The sequence below is a fragment of the Elioraea sp. genome, assembly GCF_022842375.1.
In the GTDB taxonomy this organism is placed as follows: Bacteria; Pseudomonadota; Alphaproteobacteria; order Acetobacterales; family Acetobacteraceae; genus Elioraea_A.
This window is the reverse complement of record NZ_JALHPR010000005.1, coordinates 52322-71845: the sequence shown is the minus strand read 5'-3', so window position 1 is coordinate 71845 and position 19524 is coordinate 52322. Positions and strand designations below refer to the sequence as shown.

Sequence of the window (19524 nt, the reverse complement as noted above, 5' to 3'; positions counted from 1 at the left end):
GATCCATGGTACGCCAGCCAGCCCAATATCCAGGCCTGCCCAATGCGCGGCCCTACCGGCTGCGCCAGCCCCGGGCGCGCGCCTCTGCCTCTTCCGCGGCGCTGAGCGGGGCCCCTGCCTGCCCGCGTTCCAGCTTCTCCTCGATCAGCGGGTCGGTGCCCGATGCGGGGCGAAACGAGGCACCGCCCACCTGTTCGTTGGCCTGGCGGAGGAAGGCATCCACCTCCCACCGGCCGCCTCGCTTGCAGGCAAGGCCAGCGCCACGGTCCTCGCCCTCGATCGCGAAGCTGCGGCAGAACGTCCCGTCCGGCAGCCGGTGCGAGGCAAGCAGAACGAAGCTGCGTTGCTCGCCCGAGGCGACGCGCTCTCCGCTCAACTCCTGCCCGAACGCTGCCTCGACATGCGGCGGCAGCGCGGCAAGGGAGGCGCCGCGGCCAGGTTCGCGTTCGGCGATGCCGGCGAGGATCGGGCCAAGCACGACACCGGCCACGATGCCTGCGGCAATGGCCGCGCCGATGCGCCAGGGGGCAGGCTGCCGCGGCGCGTTGGCTGCGCGCACCGACGGCATCGTCGCCCGGTCTGCGGCGATCACGGCAGCGACGAGGCGCGCGGGCACGGGCTCGGCCGCGATGCCGGCGAAGGCGTCGCGGGCAAGGCGGCCGCCCCGTTCCAGCGCCTCGAGCCGGGCGACAAGAGCGTCATCCCCGGCGATCGCCGCGGCGACGGCTTCCGCCTCGGCGTCATCGAGCGCGCCGTCCGCGAAGGCCATCAGCTGTTCGTCGGTGATCGCGTGTTCTTTCTGGACCATATCGCCTCCGCGCACCTATCGCATCAATGGGAGGGCCGCATCTGCGCCCACCGCATCGGCAATCTTGCGCCGCGCACGCGCGAGCCTGCTCATCACAGTACCGATCGGCACGTCGAGATATTCCGCAGCTTCGCGATACGTCATCTCCTCGATGCAGACAAGCGCGACGACCTCGCGCTGCTCGACCGGCAGCGTGGCGATCAACTCGCGCACCTGCCGCAGCAGCAACGATGCCTCGACGCGCGACGGGCCATCGCCGTGGGGGATGTCCTCCGCCGCGTCGAGCGACAGGTGCTGTCCGCCCGACGCGGCGCCGGAACGCAAGCCGTCGATCCAGAGATTGCGGATGATCTGGAACATCCACGCATCGAGCCGCGAGCCCGGCACGAACCGTGCCTCGGCGCGCAGCGCACGCTCGCATGCTGCCTGGACGAGATCATCGGCACGGTCCTGCGCGCCGGTCAGCGCGCGCGCGAAGCGACGCAGGCGCGGCAGCAGGGCGACGAGATCATTTGCGAAGGCAGAGGGCACGATTGCAGTTCCAGAACAGGGTCGACGCGCGGCGGCGCGGCCTTGACGATGTGGGGAGTTCGTCGCCACCTTGCCATGATGCAACGTTCGCGCGAAGCACTCCCGCCACCCCGGGCACCGCTCGTGCTCGCCATTGCATTCGTGGTGGCACTCGGCGGCCCGGCTGCGCGCGCCGATGACGACGATAGCCCGAGCAGCGACAGTTCGTCGTCCTCCTCCAACTCCCCCAACGCCTCTTCCTCGGGCGGCGAAGGCGGGCGCGGCGGCATCGACCTTGGCCCAAACCCGGGCAGCGGCAATGTCCTGGCCGATCTGCGCAGCGTCGCCGGGCTCATCTTCGGCCAGCGGCCGGCACCGCCCCCGCCGCCTTTGCCGCCGACGCCGGCGCCTTCGAACCAAGCGAGCGCCGACCTCGTGGTCGCAGGGCTGACGGATGCACAGCGCCGCGCGGCGGAGGTTCAGGGCTTCACGGTCGTGGCAGAGCGGGCCAACGGCCTCGTCAGGGGCCGCGTCATGCGCCTGCGTGGCCCCGCAGGCATGACCACGGCCACCGCCACGGCACAACTGCGCGCGATCGCACCCGGGGCGCGGATAGCCCCCAACACGCTGTACCGCCCCTCCGCGCTGCCGTGCGCGGCGAGCGGCTGCACGCATCTCGCGCAGGTGAACTGGCCAGAGGCACCCCGCTGTGGCGATGGCCTGCGCATCGGCCTCGTCGATACACGCATCAACTCGGCCAATCCTGCCCTTGCCGGCGCCGCCCTGCGGGCTGAGACAACGCGCTCGCGCGGCTACCGGGCGTCGTCGACCGCGCATGGCACGGCCGTCGCAGCGCTGCTGGTCGGCAAGGGGCCGGGTGTCGCGCGCGGCCTCGTGCCAGGGGCGACGCTCATCGCCGCTGACCCGTTCCACCTCCGGTCCGATGGCGATGCTGCCGACGCATTCGACCTGGTTGCTGCAATCGACCTGCTTGCCGCACGTGATGTCGCAGTGATCAACCTCAGCCTTGCCGGGCCCGCCAACGCGGTGCTTGACGATGCCGGTGCGGCGGCGGCCGCGCGCGGCATCCTGCTCGTCGCCGCGGCCGGCAATGGCGGGCCGCGCGCGCCGGTCGCCTATCCGGCTGCCTATCCGTGGGCGATCGCGGTCACCGCCGTCGATGCGCGGGGGGAGATCTACACGCGGGCCGTGCGCGGCGGGCACATCGCGTTCGCCGCCCCCGGCGTCGGGCTGCCCGTTGTCGGGGCGAATGGTGCCGCAGCACTGCGCAGTGGCACGTCCTTCGCCACGCCATTCGTGAGTGCCGCCCTCCTCCTCGGCGAGGCCGAGGATGGCGACCCGGCGGCGGCGGTCAGGCGCCTTGCCGGCGCGGCGCGCGATCTTGGCCCGCCGGGGCGTGACCCCGTGTTCGGCTGGGGGCTCGTGCAGCCTGCCAAGGGCTGCTGAGCGGAACGCTGGCACGCCGTTTGCTGTCCTCCCGCGCGTGACGCATGCGGGTGGGGTGGCATGGAGCTTCGCGTTCGCGAAACGATGATCGGCGTTGCTGGCGCTTCTCTCGGCACCGCGGTCCTGCTGCTCGTGCCCGCGCAGGTTCCCGGCGCAACGATCGCCGCGATCGGCGACATGCGGTCACCGGCCTTCTTCCCCGTCCTGGCCGCGATCATCGTGCTGGCGGGTGCCACAGGCATCGTCCTCGCGCAGAGGCGCGCCGAACCGCCCGCGGCGGAGGCGATGCCCACGCGCCCCTGGGCCGCAATGGCTGCGGTGATCGCCGGCGGAACCGCCGTGCCGTTCCTCGGGATCTATGCCGGGCTGCTCGTCGCGATGCTCGGCATCGGTGTCGTGCTGCGGACGCGGCCGCTGGCCTTCGCCATCACGACAGCTGTAAGCCTCTCCGCCGTGCATCTCCTGTTCGCGCGCACGCTCAGGGTCGTGTTCCCCGACCCCACGCTTCCCCTTCCCTCATGGTGGCCGCATTGAACAGTCCATCGAGGCGTCGGGGATGATCGAGAACCTGATCATCGGCTTTGGCGTGATCCTGAACCCGGCGAGCCTTCTGGCTGCCCTGGCAGGTCTCGTCGCCGGCATCGTCGTCGGCGCGATCCCGGGGCTCACGGCAACGATGGCGGTGGCGATCCTCTCGCCCTTCACCTTCTTCATGCGCCCCGAGGTGGGCATCCCGTTCCTGCTCGCCGTGTTCAAGGCAGCGATCTACGCGGGCTCGATCCCCGCCATCACAATCGCCACCCCCGGCACCGCAGCGGCGGCGGCAACGGCGATCGACGGCAACGCGCTGGCCCGCGCCGGCCAGGCGCGGCGCGCGCTCGAGATGAGCCTCTACGCCTCCGTCGCCGCCGACCTGATGGCGACGATCGGGCTCATCCTTCTCGCCACCTGGCTTGCCTCGGTGGCGCTCGCCTTCGGCCCGCCAGAGATGGTGATGCTCTACCTGATCGCACTGCTGACGATCGGTTCGGTCGCAGGGCGGTCGCCGGCGAAGGCAGCGCTTTCGGCAGGCGTCGGCCTCCTCATCGCCTCGATCGGGCTCGACCCCATGTCGGGGCAGACGCGCTTCACCTTCGGCTCCTACGAGCTCTCCGGCGGCATCGCGTTCATTCCGCTGTTGATCGGATTGTTTGCGCTGGCCGAGGTGTTCACCGAAGCCGCCGCGCGCCCGCCGGAGCCTGCGGCGGTGAACGCGATCCGCCCTGGCGAGGCAGCGCTAAAGCTCGCCGAGTTCCTGCGGGTGACGCCGACGATCGGGCGCTCGACGCTGATCGGCTTCGGCGTCGGCGTGCTGCCAGGCATCGGGGCGGAGATCGCGTGCTGGCTGTCCTACGGGCTCGCCAAGCGCTTGTCGAAGGAGCCCGAGCTCTATGGGCGCGGCAGCCTCGAAGGCGTGGCGGCCGCCGAGAGCGGCAACAACGGCGCCTGCCCGGGCGACCTGATCCCCATGATGGTGTTCGGCATCCCGGGCGATACCGTCACGGCCGTGCTGCTTGGCGCCTTCATGGCGCAGGGCCTGACACCGGGCCCGCTGCTGTTCCAGAAGCATGCAGCGCTCGTCTACGGGTTCTTCGCCGTGCTGATCGTTGCGAACGTGATGCTGCTCGCGCTTGGCCTCGGTGCGATTCGCATCGCACGCCTGATCACGCGCATCCCGCGCTCGGCCCTGTCGCCATTGGTCGTCGCGGTCGCGCTCGTCGGCGCCTATGCAGTGAACAGCGCGCTGCTCGACGTCTGGATCGCGATCGCGGGCGGCGTGGCTGGCTACGTGATGCGCAGGCTTGGCATCCCGATCCCACCAATGGTGATCGCGATGCTCGTCGCCCCCGGGCTCGAGAACGCGCTCAGGCAATCGCTCCTGCTCTCGACCGACGGGCTTGCCATCTTCGTCACGCGGCCCGTCTCGGGCGTGATGGTCGCGATCGTCGCGGCGGCGCTCGCGGCGATGACCTGGGCTGCGTTCAGGCGACGCGCCGCGTGATGCCGAATTCCACTCACAACGGGAGACCAACGATGTTGAAGCGGACCATCCTCTGCGGCGCCCTCGGTGCCGCACTGCTCGCCGGACCTGCCCTGGCACAGGCGACGTTCCCCGACAGGCCCGTGCGGCTGGTCACCCCCTATCCGCCAGGTGGGGCGACGAGCCTTCACGCGGCGATCATCACCACCGTGGCAGAGCCGTTCATCGGCCAGCCGATGATCTCGATCCTGCGCGCCGGCGGCGGCGGCGTGGTGGGTGCGACCGAGGTGGCGCGCGCGCAGGCCGATGGCTACACGCTGCTGCTCGGCGACCCCACGATCAACTCGCTTCGGCCGCAGGTTGAGAACCTGCCGTTCAAGGCCGAGGATTTCATCCCCGTCGCGCGGATCAACTTCGCGCCAGTGGTGTTCGTCGCCGCCGCAAACGCGCCGTTCACCGACCTCGCCGGCATGATCGCGCATGCCCGCGCAAACCCGGACCGGATCGTGTACTCCTCCGACAACGTCAACGGCCTCACCTTCACCGCGTTCGAGATGCTGAAGGCGGGCGCGAACATTCGCATGCGCGGCGTCGATTTCGGTGGCGGCGGGCCTGCCATGAACGCGCTGCTTGGGGGCAACACCATGGCCTATGCGGGCCTTCCCGCCGTGGTGGGCGAGCATATCGAAGCCGGCAAGGTGAAGCCGATCTGCGTGACCGATGTCGCGCGCCTCGCGCGCTTCCCGAACGTTCCGACCTGCGCCGAGGCCGGCCAGCCGGTGCAATGGCTGTTCTGGCTCGGCATCATGGCGCCGAAGGGCACGCCGCAGGACCGCATCGAGAAACTCTCGGAAGGTTTCGCGAAGATGGCGCAGGACCCTGGCTTCCTGACCTTGATCGGGCGCATCAACAGCGGCATCCAGTTCCTCGACCACAAGGCCTTCGCCGAGGCGTTCGAGAAGGAGAAGGCCGAACTCCGCACGCTCTACGCAAACCTGCGCAACCGCTGACACGAGGCCGAAACGATGTCCACCATCACGCTCACCGGCGCGCTTGCCCTTCTGGGACCGGACGCCACGCCGTCGAACGGGACGGTGGACATCGTCGTGCGCGAGGGGCGGATCACAGCGATCCGCCCCGCGGGCAGCGCCGAGCCGGAAGGCGAGGTGCTCGACTGCGGCAACCGCCTGGTCACGCCTGGGCTGATCAACGGCCACCACCACAGCCACGAGCATTTCTTCAAGGGGCGGCACGAGAACCTGCCGCTCGAACTCTGGATGAACAATGTCCGCCCGCTCGAGCCGATCGCCTACACCGAGCGGCAGGTCTATCTCCGCACGCTGATCGGCGCGATCGGCGCGCTGCGCGGCGGTGCAACGACGCTCGTCGATGACCTCAACATCTCGCCGAGCCTGAACACCGTGCATGTGGACGCGGCGTTCCGTGCCTACACCGATGCAGGCTTGCGTGCTCTCGTCGGCATCAACCTGTTCGACAAGCCGTTCTTCCAGGGCATGCCCTTCGTCGAGGAGATGTTCCCCCCTGCCCTGCTGGCAGAGCTCAACGCCCTGCCGCGCACCGATCCGAAGGAATCACTCGCCTACGCCGAGACGCTGGCCAAGGCGCGGCACCCGCGGGCGAACCGGGTCGGCTACATCGTGTCGCCCTCCGCACCACAGCGCTGCACCGAAGGCTTCCTCGGCGCGCTGCGCGACCTGGCGGACCGCCACGCGCTGCCGATCAACATCCATGTGCAGGAAACACGCCTGCAGGTCGTTGCCGGCCAGGCGCTCTACGGCTCCACGATGGTGGAGTATCTCGCGCGGATCGGCTTCCTGAAGCCGATGACGAGCCTGATCCACGGCGTGTGGCTGACACCGCGCGAGATCGAGCTGATCGCCGCCTCGGGGGCGACGGTGCAGCACAACCCCATCTCGAACCTCAAGCTCGGCTCGGGCATCGCGCCGATCAGGCGCATGCTCGATGCCGGCATCAACATCTCGCTCGGCACGGATGGCTGCGGATCGATCGAGAACAACAATATGCTGCAGGTGGTCGCCGCGGCTGCACTCGTGAACAAGCTGCGCGGCGATGATCCCACGCGCTGGATCGGTGCTGCCGAGGCGTTCCGCGCCGGCACGGTGGGCGGTGCGCGCGCCTTCGGCTTCGGTGACGCGCTCGGCCAGATCAGCGTCGGCGCGATCGCCGACCTTGCCGCCTACCGGCTCGACAGCATCGCCTTCGTGCCGCTGAACGAGCCGCGGGGGCAGCTCGTCTACAACGAGGAAGGTGCCAGCCTCGACCTCATGCTGGTCGATGGCGAGGTGGTGATGCGGGGCGGCAAGCTCACCCGCATCGACGAGGCGGCGATCGTCGCCGAGATCGTCGCCGAGCACCGCGCGCTGCTGCCGCTGATCGAGAAGGCGGAGCGCCAGGCGGTGCGCATCACCGATGCGTACCGCCCGATCATCGCCCGTTGCAACGCCACCCCGATCGCCGCGGAAACGTACGACACGGTCCTGCGGTTCTGAGCCCCATCACCCGCCGGCGGCGGAGCCCGACGCATCCTCGTACGTGGCGAAGAAGCGCTTCTTCGCCGCGCGCTGGTTGTTGTAGATCGACCCGGCATCGCGCACCGGCAGCGGCATCGTCACCGCGACGTTCTCGACCCTGATCGCGGGCGATGGCTCGCCGCACACAAGGCGCCCCATGTATTCGTTCCACTCGGGCGTATAGATCAACGGCCACGCATCGGCCGCGGTGTATTCATAGAAGAGCATCCAGCGCTGGCGCGACGACGTGTTCAGCGCCGAGCCGTGGACCAGCAGCGGGTGATGGAACGTCACGGTTCCCGGGGGGCCCATGAGCTTCACGGCCCTCTCGATCGGGATCGTATCCGGCGGGATGGCGCCGACGAACCACCCGCCGTCATGGTGGCTGATCAGCGGCCCCTTGTGTGTCCCCGGGATCACCAGCATCGGCCCGTTGTCCTCGCCCACCTCGTCGAGCATGACGGAGCAGATCGCGAGATCCATGTTCGTGTGCGGAATGAACGCCCAGTCTTGGTGCCATTCGAGCGGCGAGCCGTATTTCGCCGATTTCAGGTTGATCTTGCTGTGGTGCAGCCGCACCGATGGGCCGAGCAGGGCGGTGGCGACCCGCACGATCTTGGCGTTGCACGCCTCCTGCCAGTAGAGCGGATCGACCTCGTGCGGCTTCTTGATCCGCCGCACGCGCGGATCGGCGGCCGTGTGGCTTTCCTCCACGTCGAACACCTTCGTCTCGCCTGGGATGCCCACCGCATCGCCAAGCACGGCGCGGGTCTTGGCCCGGAGGCCCTCGACCTCCGCCTCGTCGAACAGCCGCTCGATCGTCACGAACCCGTCACGGTCGAAGGTTTCCCTGATTGCTTCGATGTCCATCAGCTCACTCTCCCTGTCCTGTCCGTGCAATCACCGCCACGGTCACACCGCCTGGCGGCCCCTGGTGTTCGCCGCCCCCCGAAAGGAAGGGGCGGAGGTCTCCCGTCAGCGCGCCGATGACGCCCGACATCGCGGCACGCCAGTGGCGGTTGGGGTGGATATCGTCATCGTCATGCGCGGCGGGCCGCGTGCCGCGGAGCTGCGCTGGCATCGCGCCCTTGACGAGAAGTGCGGCAACCCGCGCGCCGTCATCCGGCAGCTGCGAGAGGCCGGAACGGGCAAGCACGGCGCGGAACCCCCGCGCATCAAGCATGTCATCGAGTGCGGCGGAGGCAGCGACGAGATCGCCACCCCAGCCCATGCCCATGCCGAGCACGAGCACCTCGGGTGCCATGACATCCGTTCCGGCAGCGACCAGGGCACGCGAGGAGAACAGCGACGCGTCATTGCAGATCGCGACGGTTGCGAGCCGCGCAGCGTCGAGCTCGCCGAGCGCTGCCATGACGCCGAGCGCCGCCGCACCGCGCGCACGCGCCTTCAGCGCCGCATGATCGCCGCCGAAGTCCGACGGTGTGGGCAGCGGCGCCTTGACGATGGCGAGGGCAACGTCACCTCCTGCGAGCCTGGCATCGCGCATCGCCGCTGCGACCGTCGCGGCAACGGCCTCGGCCATCACTGCCGTGCCGATGGCCGAGCCCGCGAGCGCTTCCCCGCGGGCAAATCCGAGCGCCAACCGACGATCCGGCGATGCGACATCGCCCTCCTCACGGCCAAGCAGGAGCATGTGCGGCACGGCAATGCCCTCGACCCCGCCGGAGGGGAGGATCATCGGCAACACAGCCCCGTGCGCACGCAGCACCGCGGCGACCGACCGCGCCGCAAGGTCACGCGAGAAATCGTTGGTCAGCCCATTGCCGGGCGTCTTGATCAGCACCGCGCGCACGGCGTCAGCCCGCAACACACCGGTGCTGAGCGCAGCGGCGAGCGCGCCGGCATCAGCAGGATCGGGCATGTCGAGGCGAAGGGCGAAGGCGCGGGGCATGGCTTCCTGTCAGCCGTGAGGCCAAGGACTGCCGTGCCCGGTGCTTTCTTCCCTGGGGGAGGTTAGCGGCACCGGCAATCCCGCGCTAGGGTCACTGCCATGCAGCACGACCTTCCAGCGCTCGAGGCCGCCGCACGCATCGTGCACGCCGCCATGCCGCCCACGCCGCAATACGCCTGGCCCCTGCTCTCCGCCCGCCTCGGGGCGGAGGCCTGGGTCAAGCACGAGAACCATACGCCAACCGGCGCCTTCAAGGTGCGCGGCGGCCTCGTATTCCTCGATCGGCTGAAGGCATCACGGCCTGATGTGCCAGGCATCGTCAGCGCCACGCGCGGCAACCACGGCCAGAGTCTCGCCTACGCGGGGCGGCGCCATGGCGTTGCCGTCACCATCGTCGTGCCGCGCGGCAACAGCACCGAGAAGAATGCCGCGATGCGCGCTTTCGGCGCCGAGTTGATCGAGCACGGTGCGGATTTCGATGCCGCGCGCGAACACGCCGCATCGCTGGCGGCCGAGCGCGGCCTCGTCTTCGCGCCCTCCTTCGCGCCCGACCTCGTGGCCGGCGTGGCGAGCTACGCGCTCGAGCTTTTCCGCGGGGCTCCACCGCTCGACACGGTCTACGTTCCCGTCGGGCTCGGCAGCGGCATCTGCGGCGTGATCGCCGCGCGCGATGCGCTCGGCCTCGCCACCGAGGTGGTCGGCGTGCAGAGCACGGGGGCGAACGCCTACGCCCTCTCCTTCGCCGCTGGCCACGTCGTGACGACGAACCACGCGACGACGAACGCCGACGGCATGGCCACCCGGGTGCCCGATGCCGAGGCGCTTGCGATCATCCGCCGCGGTGCCGCCCGCATCGTCGAGGTGACGGACGACCAGGTGGCCGAGGCCATCCGCGCGTACTGGACCGACACGCACAACCTCGCCGAAGGCGCAGGTGCCGCCCCCCTCGCCGCGGCGATGGTGGAGCGGAAGCGCATCGCCGGCACGCGCGTCGGCCTCATCCTCTGCGGCGGCAACATCGACCTCGCCCTCTTCCGCAGCTGGGTTCTCGGAGAACGCCCATGAGTGCCTTCCTTCTGCGCGACGTCCGCCCCCTCGGCGGCGTGGTGGCCGATGTGCTGGCAGTCGATGGATTGATCGCCGCGATCGGGCCAGCGATCACCCCGCCCGAGGGCTGCACGGTGGAGGATGGCGGCGGCGCGCTGCTTCTGCCCGGCCTGGTCGAGGGGCATTCGCATCTCGACAAGACGATGTGGGGCCTGCCCTGGTACCACAACGATGTCGGCCCCGCGCTGACCGACAAGATCGACAACGAACGCCACGTCCGGGCGGCAACGAACCATGACGCGGGCGCTGCCTCGCTCGCCATGGCGCGCCGCTTCCTTGCCGCCGGCACCACCGCGATCCGCAGCTTCGTCGATGTCGATACCGATGCGGGGCTGAAACATCTCCACGGCCTGCTCGCAACGAAGGCGACGATGGCGCCGGTGCAGCGCATGCAGGTGGTTGCCTTCCCCCAATCGGGCATCCTCCGCCGCCCCGGCACCGACGCGGTGCTCGACCAGGCGATGGCAGCAGGGGCGGACGTGGTCGGCGGGCTCGATCCCTGCGGCATCGACCGTGACCCCGTGCGGCACCTCGACATCGTGTTCGGGCTTGCGCAGAAGCATGGCAAGCCGGTGGACATCCATCTCCACGAGCCTGGCGAGATGGGCGCCTTCTCCCTCGACCTCATCCTCGAGCGGACGGCCGCGCTCGGCATGCGGGGTACCGTCGTGGTCAGCCACGGCTTCTGCCTCGCCATGATCGAGCCTGCGGCCCGCGATGCATTGTTGGCCCGAATGGCGGCATGGGAGGTGGCCATCGCGACCACCGCCGCCCCCTCGCGCCCCGTGCCAACGGTGCCGATGTGCCGGGCGGCCGGCGTGACGCTGTTTGCCGGCAATGACGGCATCCGCGACACCTGGGGCCCCTATGGCACGCCGGACATGCTCGAACGCGCGATGATCGTGGGCCTGCGCAGCAATCTGCGCCGTGACGAGGAGCTTGGCTGGGCGCTCGAGGCGGTGGCCAGCCAGGGCGCACGCGGCTGTAGGTTCGAGGACCACGGCCTCACGGCCGGGTCGCGGGCCGATCTTGTCCTGGTCGCCGCCCAGACCGTGGCGGAGGCCATCGCTGGCCGCCCGCGGCGCGCCCTCGTGGTCTCTGCCGGCCGCGTGGTGGCGCGCGATGGCGTTCTTGTCGGCGGCGTTTAGCCGTCCGCACAGCCCGGGGTTGCCGGCGCGGGGAGGAGTTGCTTATGTGCGGCCGCGCCGGAGGGGTGGCCGAGTGGTCTAAGGCGCTCGCCTGGAAAGCGGGTACACTGGAAACAGTGTCGTGGGTTCGAATCCCACTCCCTCCGCCAGCGGCTCCGGTCGTGGGCTTCGACCCCACGAGGCTTTCTCGTTAACCGGCGCGCAGGCGTGCCATCGGGGTCCGAATCTCCCCCACGAGGCATGCCGCCGCAGGAGCGACAAAGGCGGCGTCAGCCCCGCGGAACGATCCGATTCAACAACACACCCCACGCCTCGTCGAAGGGGTGAACAAAGCCCGGGGCGGAGGAAGCAGTCAGCTTCAGCCCCTCCGCATGCCAGCGGAACACACCGCCGCGCAGATTAGCCATCGAGGCCGACGCATGCGACGCGATCCGCCCACGCAGGCGATCGATCAGAACGCCGGACCGCCAGCCGACGGCGCAGTAGAGCACCACGTCCGCCCCAGCCACCCGCTGCCCATGCGCAGCGGCGAACGCGGCAGAGGACAATTCGGGCTCGATCCTGATGGCGCCTGGAAGATGGCCGGTCGCGAACTCCTCGGCCGTCCTGACGTCGAACAGCACGAGTGGCCGCGGCCCATCCCAGGTCATCCGTGCGGCGAGCGCTGGTACGGTGATTTCCGGCACCGGCACGAGGCGAGAGACGGCATCCTCAACGCTGTTGAGCGTGGTGGCAGGGTCGCGCGGGTCGGGCAGGCGTGCGCTGAGCAGCCACGCCCAGGCGCCGGCAGGGCGAGGGATGGGAGCGAGCAACAGGCCAGCCCCGAACAGGGCCAAGCGGCGCGAGGGGGCAGGCGGCATCATTGAGCCTCTCGATACGGCGTTGCGTAGTCACTATTGGGGGTGTTCGGCCGACCTGGGCAGAAGGTTACGCAGCCTTCACGCGGCGGCCGATCGCCTCGCGGCCGATGACGTAGAGGATCTTCGCCCCCGCCCTGACGCTGCCGCTGACGGTACCTGAGATCTTCGACTGTCCGATCCGCTTCCGGTAGCCGACTGGGATTTCCGCCACCGCGAGACCGAGTCGCGCGGCGCGCACCTGCATTTCCACCGTCCAGCCCCAGGTCTCGTCCTGCATCGAGAGTCGCGCCAGGGCGGAACGGTCGATCGCGCGAAACGGACCGAGGTCGGTGAACCCTACGCCCCACACCGCGCGGATCAGCATGCAGGCCAGCGCATTGCCGAAACGCTGCTGCGGCGTCAGAGCCCCCTGCTCGGATTGACCGCGCGTGCGCGACCCGATGACGAGGTCCGCGTCACCGCGGGCAAGCGGGGCGAGCAGGAAGGCCATCTCCTCAGGTTTGTCGGAGGCATCGGCGTCCATGAACACCACCGTCGTGATGCCGGGGGCCAGCGCTGCTATGCCGGCCAGGCACGCCCTGCCATAGCCGCGCCGCGGCTCGGAGACGACCTCGGCGCCGAGGCTGCGGGCAACCGCGGCCGTGCCGTCACGGCTGCCGTTGTCGACGACGATCACCTGCGCGAGCCAGGGCGGCAGGGCTGGCAGAACACGCGGCAAGGCATCGGCCTCGTCGCGGGCGGGAATGACGAGGCCGACGCGCAGGCCCCAGGGTGGTTCCGTCATCGCCATCGCAGCAGCAGCGCGACGGCCACCGGCAGCGCATGCAGCGCCGCGACACCATGGTTGAACAAAGCCCCATTTCCGGTCGCATGCAGCGGGAAGAACAGCCAATACGCCGGTAACGACGCCGCCGGGATCAGCAGCGGTCGGAAGGGGAGAAGCGCGGCGAAGGGCATGAACCACATGGCGTACCATGGGTATTGCGCTGGAGAGAGGTAGAAGGTTACAGCCGCGACGCACATCGCACGCTCGATCAGCGCCTTGCCCCCCGACGGCCTCGGCACGGCCACACCAATGCCCACCAGCCCCGCGACGAGTGCGACCATCGGGCGCAGCACCTGCCCCGGCGCCGCAAGCACAGTGCCGAGCAGCACCTCAGCCCAGGCGAAGGGCGCATTGTTGACGAGCCAACCCGTCGCATAGGAGGCGAGCCCGGCATTCCCACCGCCAAGCGTGACGATGACAGGCGCGAGGCTGAGGCCAGCGGTGAGCGCCAGCGCGACGGCAGCGGCTGGCAGGCACTGCCGCGGCAGAGCGCGGCCAAGCAGTGGCGCGAGCAGCAGCGGCCAGACCTTCACCCCCGCGGCAAGCCCAAGCAGCGCTCCCGCCGCCGCCCCCCTGCCCGCGAGCGTGGCCCAGAGGGCACCGAGCAGCAGCGGCACCATCACCGCCTCGACATGCACCGCGTTGGTCAACATCACCGGCACCAGGGGGCAGCACCACAGCACCCAGCACCGCGCAACAGGCAGCCCGCTGCGGCGCAGCAGACCCCGCGCGACCACAACGGTGCAGAGTTCGGCCACCAGCATCACCAGCCTGAGGCCGTCGAGCGACCATGGCGCGATCAGATGCGCGAGCGCGAAGACCGCCTGGGCCGAGGCCGGATAGATGCTGCGCAGGCCGCTGAACGGCAGACGGGCGGCCACCTCGACACCAGCCTCTCCGAGGATCGCCGGTATGCCGGCGGAAGGCGGCGCCGCCCACGGTGAGAGGCCATTGGCGAGCAATGCGCCATCCCACAGGTAGCGCAGGTGGTCGGTGTCGAGCACGGGCGGGACGACAGCCCAGGGCAGGCGGAGCACGAGGCCGAAGGCAGCGAGCGCCGCCCAGGGCGCCGCCGCGAGCAGCGGCACAGAAGCGAGCCAGACGACACCCGCGAGGGCAGCGAGGGCGGCAAAGCCGAGAACAGGGATGAGCCTTGCGGCGCGCTCATCGGCCAGGTGCGGCGCGAGTGCCACCTGCACGAGGGTACACGTCAGCACCAGCACTGCGGCGGCGCTGAGCCGTGCCATGCCCGGCGGCCACGTCCGCAAACCCTGCAATCCACCGCTGCCCACGGCGCGGAACATGCCACACCGCAGCCGCCGCGCACACGTCGCTGCTCTAACGAGGGCTCACCGGGCGGTAATGGCGGCGTCAGCCTCCTGCCTGAGCGTCCAGAGCGCGCTCGCGGCTGGCGGCTCGATATCCTCGCACGTAACCAGCGCACCAGCGGCAACCGGGCGGGCAAGCCTCCGGCCGACGGCCATGTAGTAGGGAACGGGTGCACCGGACCCGACCGGCCGTGCCGGCATCAGCCCGGCGCCAAGCCCCGGCACGACATGCCGCGTCCCTTCGATCGCCAGCACGCGGCCAGCGGGAAGGGCCGTCTCGGCGCGGGCGACGAGGTCGATGCGCTGATGATACTGCTCATCGACCATCGGATGCGCGAGCCTCGCCGCCGCCATCACCGAGATCGGCGCCTCGACGCCCAGCAGGTGGGAGGGGTTGTAGATCAGCGCCCGCGAGCGGTCGCGCGAGACCGGGATGCCCTTGCCGGCGAAGAGATCGCCGGTCTTGCGGTCGGCCAGCGACACGACGACGAAGACGCCGCCGGCGAAGCTCGCCTCGTCGGGGCGGCGGAGGCAGTTGAACACGTCGAGCGCTCCCTCCGCCCCGAGCACGCCGCCAGCGGCGCGCGTGGCGTAGATGTCGGGCAGCTCGATCGTCCGCGCGAGCGGGGCGTGGAACGTTTCAGTATCGGGCATCAGCCCGGTGGCATTCGCGACAAGCGCCATCTCGCACGCATCGGGCACGGTGCGCTGCGGTAGGGCGGCGAGCGCCGTGGCCCGTCCGGCGAGGCAGGCTGGGATGCCGCCCTCCGGCAGGTGCCAGAGGCCGGCCATCTCCGGCGCGGCGACGCTGTGCTCGAGCCAGCTCGCCCTGCCGGTGGCCGGATCGAACACGAAATCATACTCGCTGCTCTTGCCGGCGGCGACGATCGGCAGGCCAAGCGTGCGCGCCCAGGAGACGAGGCCGATCAGCAGCGAGGGCTGGTCACCGTCCACCAGAGTCCAGGGCAGGCCGGCCTTGCGCGCCTTGGCGGCGAGCGCGGGGCCGACAACGCACTCGGCCTCCTTCGACACCATCGCGACACCGATGCCGGCAGCGAGGGCGGCGAGCGAGTGCACGGTGGCAGCCTCGGCGTCCCCCGTGGCCTCGACGACGATGTCGAGCGGGAGCGTCAGGAGGTCGTCGAGGCGCTCGCAGAGGGCGAGCTCTCCCGCCGCTTCCGCTGCGCGCGCCTCCGCCGCGCTGGCGCAGCGGCGATGCGCGATGCCGGCGGCGGCGAGCGTCGCGGCGACGCGGGCCGGATCACGGTCGAGCGCGGCGGTGATGCGAAGCCCCCGCATGCGCAGCGCCTGGGCGATCAGGGAGAGGCCGAACTCGCCGGCGCCAAGGAGGGCAGCGCGGACGGGGCGGTCAGCCGCGGCACGGAACAGGGTCTCGAACTGCATTGGCGCGTTTCCTCCGGTCATTGCGTTTCCGCCGTCGTTCTGCATACAGTGCACAGAAGGCCGATGAAAGGCACAATCCGGAGGAACGCCATGACCACGCTGCCCCGGCGCACGCTCGCCGCCACCCTGCTTACCGCCCCCCTCCTGGCCACACCCTGGATCGGCGGCACCGCGCGCGCGCAGGCCACGCGGCTCCGCTTCGCCCATCCGCACCCGGAAAGCGACAGCTGGCATGTCGCTGCCCTGGCCTTCGCCGAGGATGTGCGGGCGAAGAGCGGCGGCGCGCTGACCGTGCAGGTGATCGGCTCCGGTGCCGCCGGCAGCGACCCGACGACGATCAGTGCCACGCGCGGCGGCACGCTCGACATCACGCTCACCGGCAACCCGTTCTTCACCGGGCTCGCGCCGAAGCTGAACGCACTCGACCTGCCCTTCCTGTTCCGTGACCGCGCGCATGTGACGCGCGTGCTCGACGGCCCGATCGGCCAGGGGCTGAAGAAGGAGCTCGAGCCGTCGAACCTGATCGTGCTCGGGTTCTGGGACATCGGCTTCCGCAACCTCACCAATTCCCGCCGCCCCGTGCGGGGGCCCGCCGACATCCGCGGCCTCAAGATCCGCACGACGCCGAACCCGGCCCACATCAAGGCGTTCCAGCTGCTCGGCGCGAACCCGGCGCCGATGCCGTTCACCGAGCTCTTCACCGCGCTCGAGACCCGCGCGGTGGACGGGCAGGAGAACCCGACGACGCTGATCCTCAACGCCCGCTTCTTCGAGGTGCAGAAGCATCTCTCGCTCACCCGCCACGCCTACACGGCCGGCATTCTCGCGATGTCGAAGCAGCGCCTCGCGGCGCTTCCCGGCAACCAGCAGGAAATCGTGCTGGCAGCCGCCACCGCGATCACGCCGAGGCAGCGGCAGATGAACGAGGATGCCGAGGGCAGCTCGGTCACGCAGCTCAGGCAGCGCGGGATGGAGATCGTCGAGGCACCCGACCGCGAGGCGATGGCACGCATCGTCGCCGCCGAGACGCGAGCCGACTATGTCGCCCGCTTCGGGGCCGAGCTGCCCGACGCGATCGCTGCCGCGGCGACGTCGGCCTGACCATGCGGATCGTCGACCTGACGATGCCGATCGCTGCGCATTTCCGCTGGCGCACCACGCTCAGCGTGACGGGCGACATCGCGGCCGGTGACCAGTTCCGGGTCTCGCGCCTCGATGCCGCCTGCCACGGCTTCAGCCACGTGGATGCACAGGCGCACATCCTCGCCAATGCGCCGACGATCGAGGCCACGCCGCTCGAGCGCGTCGTCGGCCCCTGCCGCGTGCTCGACCTCCGCGACGTGGTGGCGGAGGAGGAGATCGGGCCGGAGCGGCTTGCCGCCGCCGACCCGGGCGGGGCGGAGGGCGAGATGCTGCTGCTCGCCAGCGGCTGGGACCGCCACGAGGACTGGACCACGCCCGGCTTCTGGCGTCGCGCGCCCTTCCTCTCGCGTGCTGCCGCCGAGTGGCTCGTGTCGCGTAAGCCGTGCGCCGTCGCGTTCGACTTCCCGCAGGACTACCCGATCCGCCTCCTGCTCGACGGCATCACCGTGCCGTTCGACCAGCACGTGACGCATGACACGCTGCTGCGCGGCGGCGTGACGCTGATCGAGTACGTGGTCAACACGAGCGCGCTCACCGAACGCCGCGTGCTGCTGTCCGCCGCACCGCTGAAGATCCCGGGCGCCGATGGCGCCCCGGCGCGCGTCTACGCCATCGAAGGCCTGTCCCTGCCGTGATGGCGCTGCCGTGATCGACAGGCTCGCCGCGGGCCTGCTGCGCGGGGCGGAGTGGCTGCTCGCGCTGGCCTTGCTCGTCATGCTCGGCATGGTGTTCGGCAATGTCGTGCTGCGCTACGGCTTCGACAGCGGCATCACCGTGAGCGAGGAACTCTCGCGCGTCCTGTTCGTATGGGTGACGTTCCTCGGCGCCGTCGCGGTGATGCACCGCGGCGGGCATCTCGGCTTCGACCTGCTGATGCGCGCTCTGCCGCCCGCGGGCCGGCGCGTGACGCGCATTCTCGCCTGCCTGGTCATGCTCCTCTGCTGCGGCGTGTTCCTCTGGGGTGCGTGGGTGCAGACAGCGATGAACATGTCGAACGCAGCCCCCATCACCGGCCTGCCGCTCGGCTACGCCTACGCGGCGGCCGTCGTGGGTGCCGCCGGCATGGGGCTCGTCGTGATCCGCGATCTCCTCCGCGCCATCGCGGGCCACGAACCGCCGCCGCAGCATGACGGGGCGGAACCGGGGGCATGACGCTCGTCGTCTTCGTCGTGTCGCTGCTGGGCGCGATGAGCCTCGGCATGCCCGTGGCCTTCGCGCTGATGGCAGCCTCGCTCGTGATGATGACGATGCTGGGCGGCATCGACCCGCAGGCGATGGCGCTGCAGATGATCAACGCCGCCGACAGCTTCGCGCTGCTGGCGATCCCGTTCTTCCTGCTGGCGGGAGAGGCGATGAGCGCGGGCGGGCTCTCGCGCCGCCTCGTCGCCTTCGCCATGGCGCTGGTCGGGCATCGTCGCGGCGGCCTCGGCTATGTCGCGATCATCGCCGCGGTGCTGCTCTCGAGCCTCTCGGGCTCGGCCGTGGCCGACACGGCCGCGCTCGCCTCGGTGCTGATGCCGATGATGCGACGTGCCGGCTACGACACCGGCCGCGCCGCGGGGCTGATGGCCACGGGCGGCATCATCGGGCCGGTCATCCCGCCGTCGATCGGCTTCATCGTGTTCGGCGTCGCGGGCAACGTGTCGATCACCTCGCTGTTCCTCGCGGGCGTCGCACCGGGGCTGATGATGGCAGCTGCCCTTGCCGTCACCTGGTTCATCGTCGCGCGCAACGAGAATGTCGAGACGCTGCCACGCGCGACCTGGGCAGAGACGGCGGAGGCGCTGAAGGACGGGCTGCTCGCGCTCGGCCTGCCGGTGATCATCGTGCTCGGCCTCAAGTTCGGCATCTTCACGCCGACGGAGGCTGGCGTCGTCGCTGCCGTCTACGCGCTCGTGGTCGGCATGGTGTTCTATCGCGAGCTCTCGCCCGCCGCCCTGCCGCACGTGCTGCTGTCGGCGGTGCGTACCACGGCGGCGGTGATGCTGCTGGTCGCGGCAGCCTCCGTCTCGGCCTTCCTGATCGCAATCGCCGACATCCCGAACGAGGTGCGCGGGCTGCTCGCGCCCTTCGCCGGCAACCGCACGACGCTCCTGCTCGCGATGATGGTGCTGGTGCTCGTCGCCGGCACCGCACTCGATTTCATCCCGACGATACTGATCCTGACACCGGTGCTGATGCCGATCGTGCGCTCATCGGGGATCGACCCTGTGTATTTCGGCGTCATCTTCATCATGAACAACGCCATCGGGCTCATCACCCCGCCGGTCGGCACGGTGCTGAATGTCGCCTCGGCGATCGGGCGCGTGCCGCTCGGGCGGGTGACGGTCGCGGTGCTGCCGTTCCTGGCCTCGCAGGTGGTGGTGCTGTTCGCGCTCGTCCTGGTGCCTGAGCTCGTGACGGTGCCGCTGCGCTGGCTGCGCTGAGCGGCCTAAAGGC

The 19524-nt window shown here is 70.2% G+C and carries 19 protein-coding genes and 1 tRNA gene; 12 read left to right on the top strand and 8 right to left on the bottom strand.

Annotation, left to right across the window (positions count from 1 at the left end; translation table 11 throughout):
* Positions 1-52: 52 nt before the first annotated feature.
* Together Q0C38_RS06390 and Q0C38_RS06385 are read right to left on the bottom strand one after the other, a co-directional pair.
* Positions 53-808 carry a hypothetical protein gene (locus Q0C38_RS06390; RefSeq protein WP_291296238.1) on the bottom strand — a complete coding sequence of 252 codons (756 nt, stop codon included), beginning with the start codon at positions 806-808 and terminating at the stop codon, positions 53-55.
* A gap of 15 nt (positions 809-823) precedes the next feature.
* Entirely contained in the window at positions 824-1339 is a 516-nt protein-coding gene (locus Q0C38_RS06385) for an RNA polymerase sigma factor (RefSeq protein ID WP_291296237.1), read from the bottom strand.
* Between the two features lie 78 nt (positions 1340-1417).
* Between Q0C38_RS06385 and Q0C38_RS06380 the strand changes: the two genes are divergently transcribed.
* The 5 genes from Q0C38_RS06380 to Q0C38_RS06360 are packed head-to-tail and all read left to right on the top strand — an operon-like array spanning position 1418 to position 7336.
* The gene (locus Q0C38_RS06380) at positions 1418-2785 is read left to right on the top strand and encodes a S8 family serine peptidase (protein WP_291296236.1); all 1368 of its coding nucleotides are present in this window, start codon (positions 1418-1420) and stop codon (positions 2783-2785) included.
* A gap of 60 nt (positions 2786-2845) precedes the next feature.
* On the top strand, positions 2846-3319 hold the full coding sequence (locus Q0C38_RS06375) for a tripartite tricarboxylate transporter TctB family protein (RefSeq protein ID WP_291296235.1): 474 nt from the start codon (positions 2846-2848) through the stop codon (positions 3317-3319).
* A gap of 22 nt (positions 3320-3341) precedes the next feature.
* Positions 3342-4826 carry a tripartite tricarboxylate transporter permease gene (locus Q0C38_RS06370; RefSeq protein ID WP_291296234.1) on the top strand — a complete coding sequence of 495 codons (1485 nt, stop codon included), beginning with the start codon at positions 3342-3344 and terminating at the stop codon, positions 4824-4826.
* A gap of 32 nt (positions 4827-4858) precedes the next feature.
* Positions 4859-5815 carry a tripartite tricarboxylate transporter substrate binding protein gene (locus tag Q0C38_RS06365; protein WP_291296233.1) on the top strand — a complete coding sequence of 319 codons (957 nt, stop codon included), beginning with the start codon at positions 4859-4861 and terminating at the stop codon, positions 5813-5815.
* A 15-nt stretch (positions 5816-5830) separates the two neighbouring features.
* A complete protein-coding gene (locus Q0C38_RS06360; RefSeq protein WP_291296232.1) occupies positions 5831-7336 on the top strand; it encodes an amidohydrolase family protein in 1506 nt (501 codons plus the stop codon).
* A 6-nt stretch (positions 7337-7342) separates the two neighbouring features.
* Here Q0C38_RS06360 and Q0C38_RS06355 read toward each other — a convergent pair whose 3' ends face one another.
* Both Q0C38_RS06355 and Q0C38_RS06350 read right to left on the bottom strand, forming a co-directional pair.
* Positions 7343-8227 (bottom strand): phytanoyl-CoA dioxygenase family protein, encoded by an 885-nt coding sequence (locus Q0C38_RS06355; protein WP_291296231.1) that lies wholly within the window; start codon positions 8225-8227, stop codon positions 7343-7345.
* Positions 8228-8231: 4 nt separating this feature from the next.
* Positions 8232-9269, bottom strand: coding sequence for a ring-opening amidohydrolase (locus Q0C38_RS06350; RefSeq protein WP_291296230.1), 1038 nt, complete (start codon positions 9267-9269; stop codon positions 8232-8234).
* Positions 9270-9368: 99 nt separating this feature from the next.
* Between Q0C38_RS06350 and Q0C38_RS06345 the strand changes: the two genes are divergently transcribed.
* From Q0C38_RS06345 to Q0C38_RS06335, 3 genes are all read left to right on the top strand, one after another.
* Complete coding sequence (locus Q0C38_RS06345; RefSeq protein ID WP_291296229.1) at positions 9369-10334, top strand: threonine dehydratase; 966 nt, start codon at positions 9369-9371, stop codon at positions 10332-10334.
* Complete coding sequence (locus Q0C38_RS06340; protein WP_291296228.1) at positions 10331-11524, top strand: amidohydrolase family protein; 1194 nt, start codon at positions 10331-10333, stop codon at positions 11522-11524. The genes Q0C38_RS06345 and Q0C38_RS06340 overlap by 4 nt, the downstream gene beginning before the upstream one ends.
* A gap of 59 nt (positions 11525-11583) precedes the next feature.
* Positions 11584-11673, top strand: a tRNA-Ser gene (locus tag Q0C38_RS06335).
* Positions 11674-11793: 120 nt separating this feature from the next.
* Here the strand turns inward: Q0C38_RS06335 and Q0C38_RS06330 are convergent.
* From Q0C38_RS06330 to Q0C38_RS06315, 4 genes are all read right to left on the bottom strand, one after another.
* Positions 11794-12384, bottom strand: coding sequence for a rhodanese-like domain-containing protein (locus Q0C38_RS06330; RefSeq protein WP_291296227.1), 591 nt, complete (start codon positions 12382-12384; stop codon positions 11794-11796).
* A gap of 67 nt (positions 12385-12451) precedes the next feature.
* The gene (locus Q0C38_RS06325) at positions 12452-13174 is read right to left on the bottom strand and encodes a glycosyltransferase family 2 protein (RefSeq protein WP_291296226.1); all 723 of its coding nucleotides are present in this window, start codon (positions 13172-13174) and stop codon (positions 12452-12454) included.
* Positions 13165-14457, bottom strand: a complete 1293-nt coding sequence (locus tag Q0C38_RS06320) for a hypothetical protein (protein ID WP_291296225.1) — start codon at positions 14455-14457, stop codon at positions 13165-13167. The genes Q0C38_RS06325 and Q0C38_RS06320 overlap by 10 nt, the downstream gene beginning before the upstream one ends.
* Before the next feature lie 102 nt (positions 14458-14559).
* Positions 14560-15942, bottom strand: coding sequence for a homoserine dehydrogenase (locus tag Q0C38_RS06315; RefSeq protein ID WP_291296224.1), 1383 nt, complete (start codon positions 15940-15942; stop codon positions 14560-14562).
* A 90-nt stretch (positions 15943-16032) separates the two neighbouring features.
* Here Q0C38_RS06315 and Q0C38_RS06310 point away from each other — a divergent pair, with 90 nt between their 5' ends.
* Genes Q0C38_RS06310 through Q0C38_RS06295 form a run of 4 tightly spaced genes read left to right on the top strand, consistent with a single transcriptional unit; the run spans position 16033 to position 19511 of the window.
* Entirely contained in the window at positions 16033-17043 is a 1011-nt protein-coding gene (locus Q0C38_RS06310; protein WP_291296223.1) for a DctP family TRAP transporter solute-binding subunit, read from the top strand.
* A gap of 2 nt (positions 17044-17045) precedes the next feature.
* Positions 17046-17720: a cyclase family protein gene (locus Q0C38_RS06305; protein ID WP_291296222.1), complete on the top strand. Its 675-nt coding sequence runs from the start codon at positions 17046-17048 to the stop codon at positions 17718-17720.
* A gap of 10 nt (positions 17721-17730) precedes the next feature.
* Positions 17731-18237 carry a TRAP transporter small permease gene (locus Q0C38_RS06300; RefSeq protein ID WP_291296221.1) on the top strand — a complete coding sequence of 169 codons (507 nt, stop codon included), beginning with the start codon at positions 17731-17733 and terminating at the stop codon, positions 18235-18237.
* Positions 18234-19511 carry a TRAP transporter large permease gene (locus tag Q0C38_RS06295; RefSeq protein WP_291296220.1) on the top strand — a complete coding sequence of 426 codons (1278 nt, stop codon included), beginning with the start codon at positions 18234-18236 and terminating at the stop codon, positions 19509-19511. The genes Q0C38_RS06300 and Q0C38_RS06295 overlap by 4 nt, the downstream gene beginning before the upstream one ends.
* Positions 19512-19524: the final 13 nt, after the last annotated feature.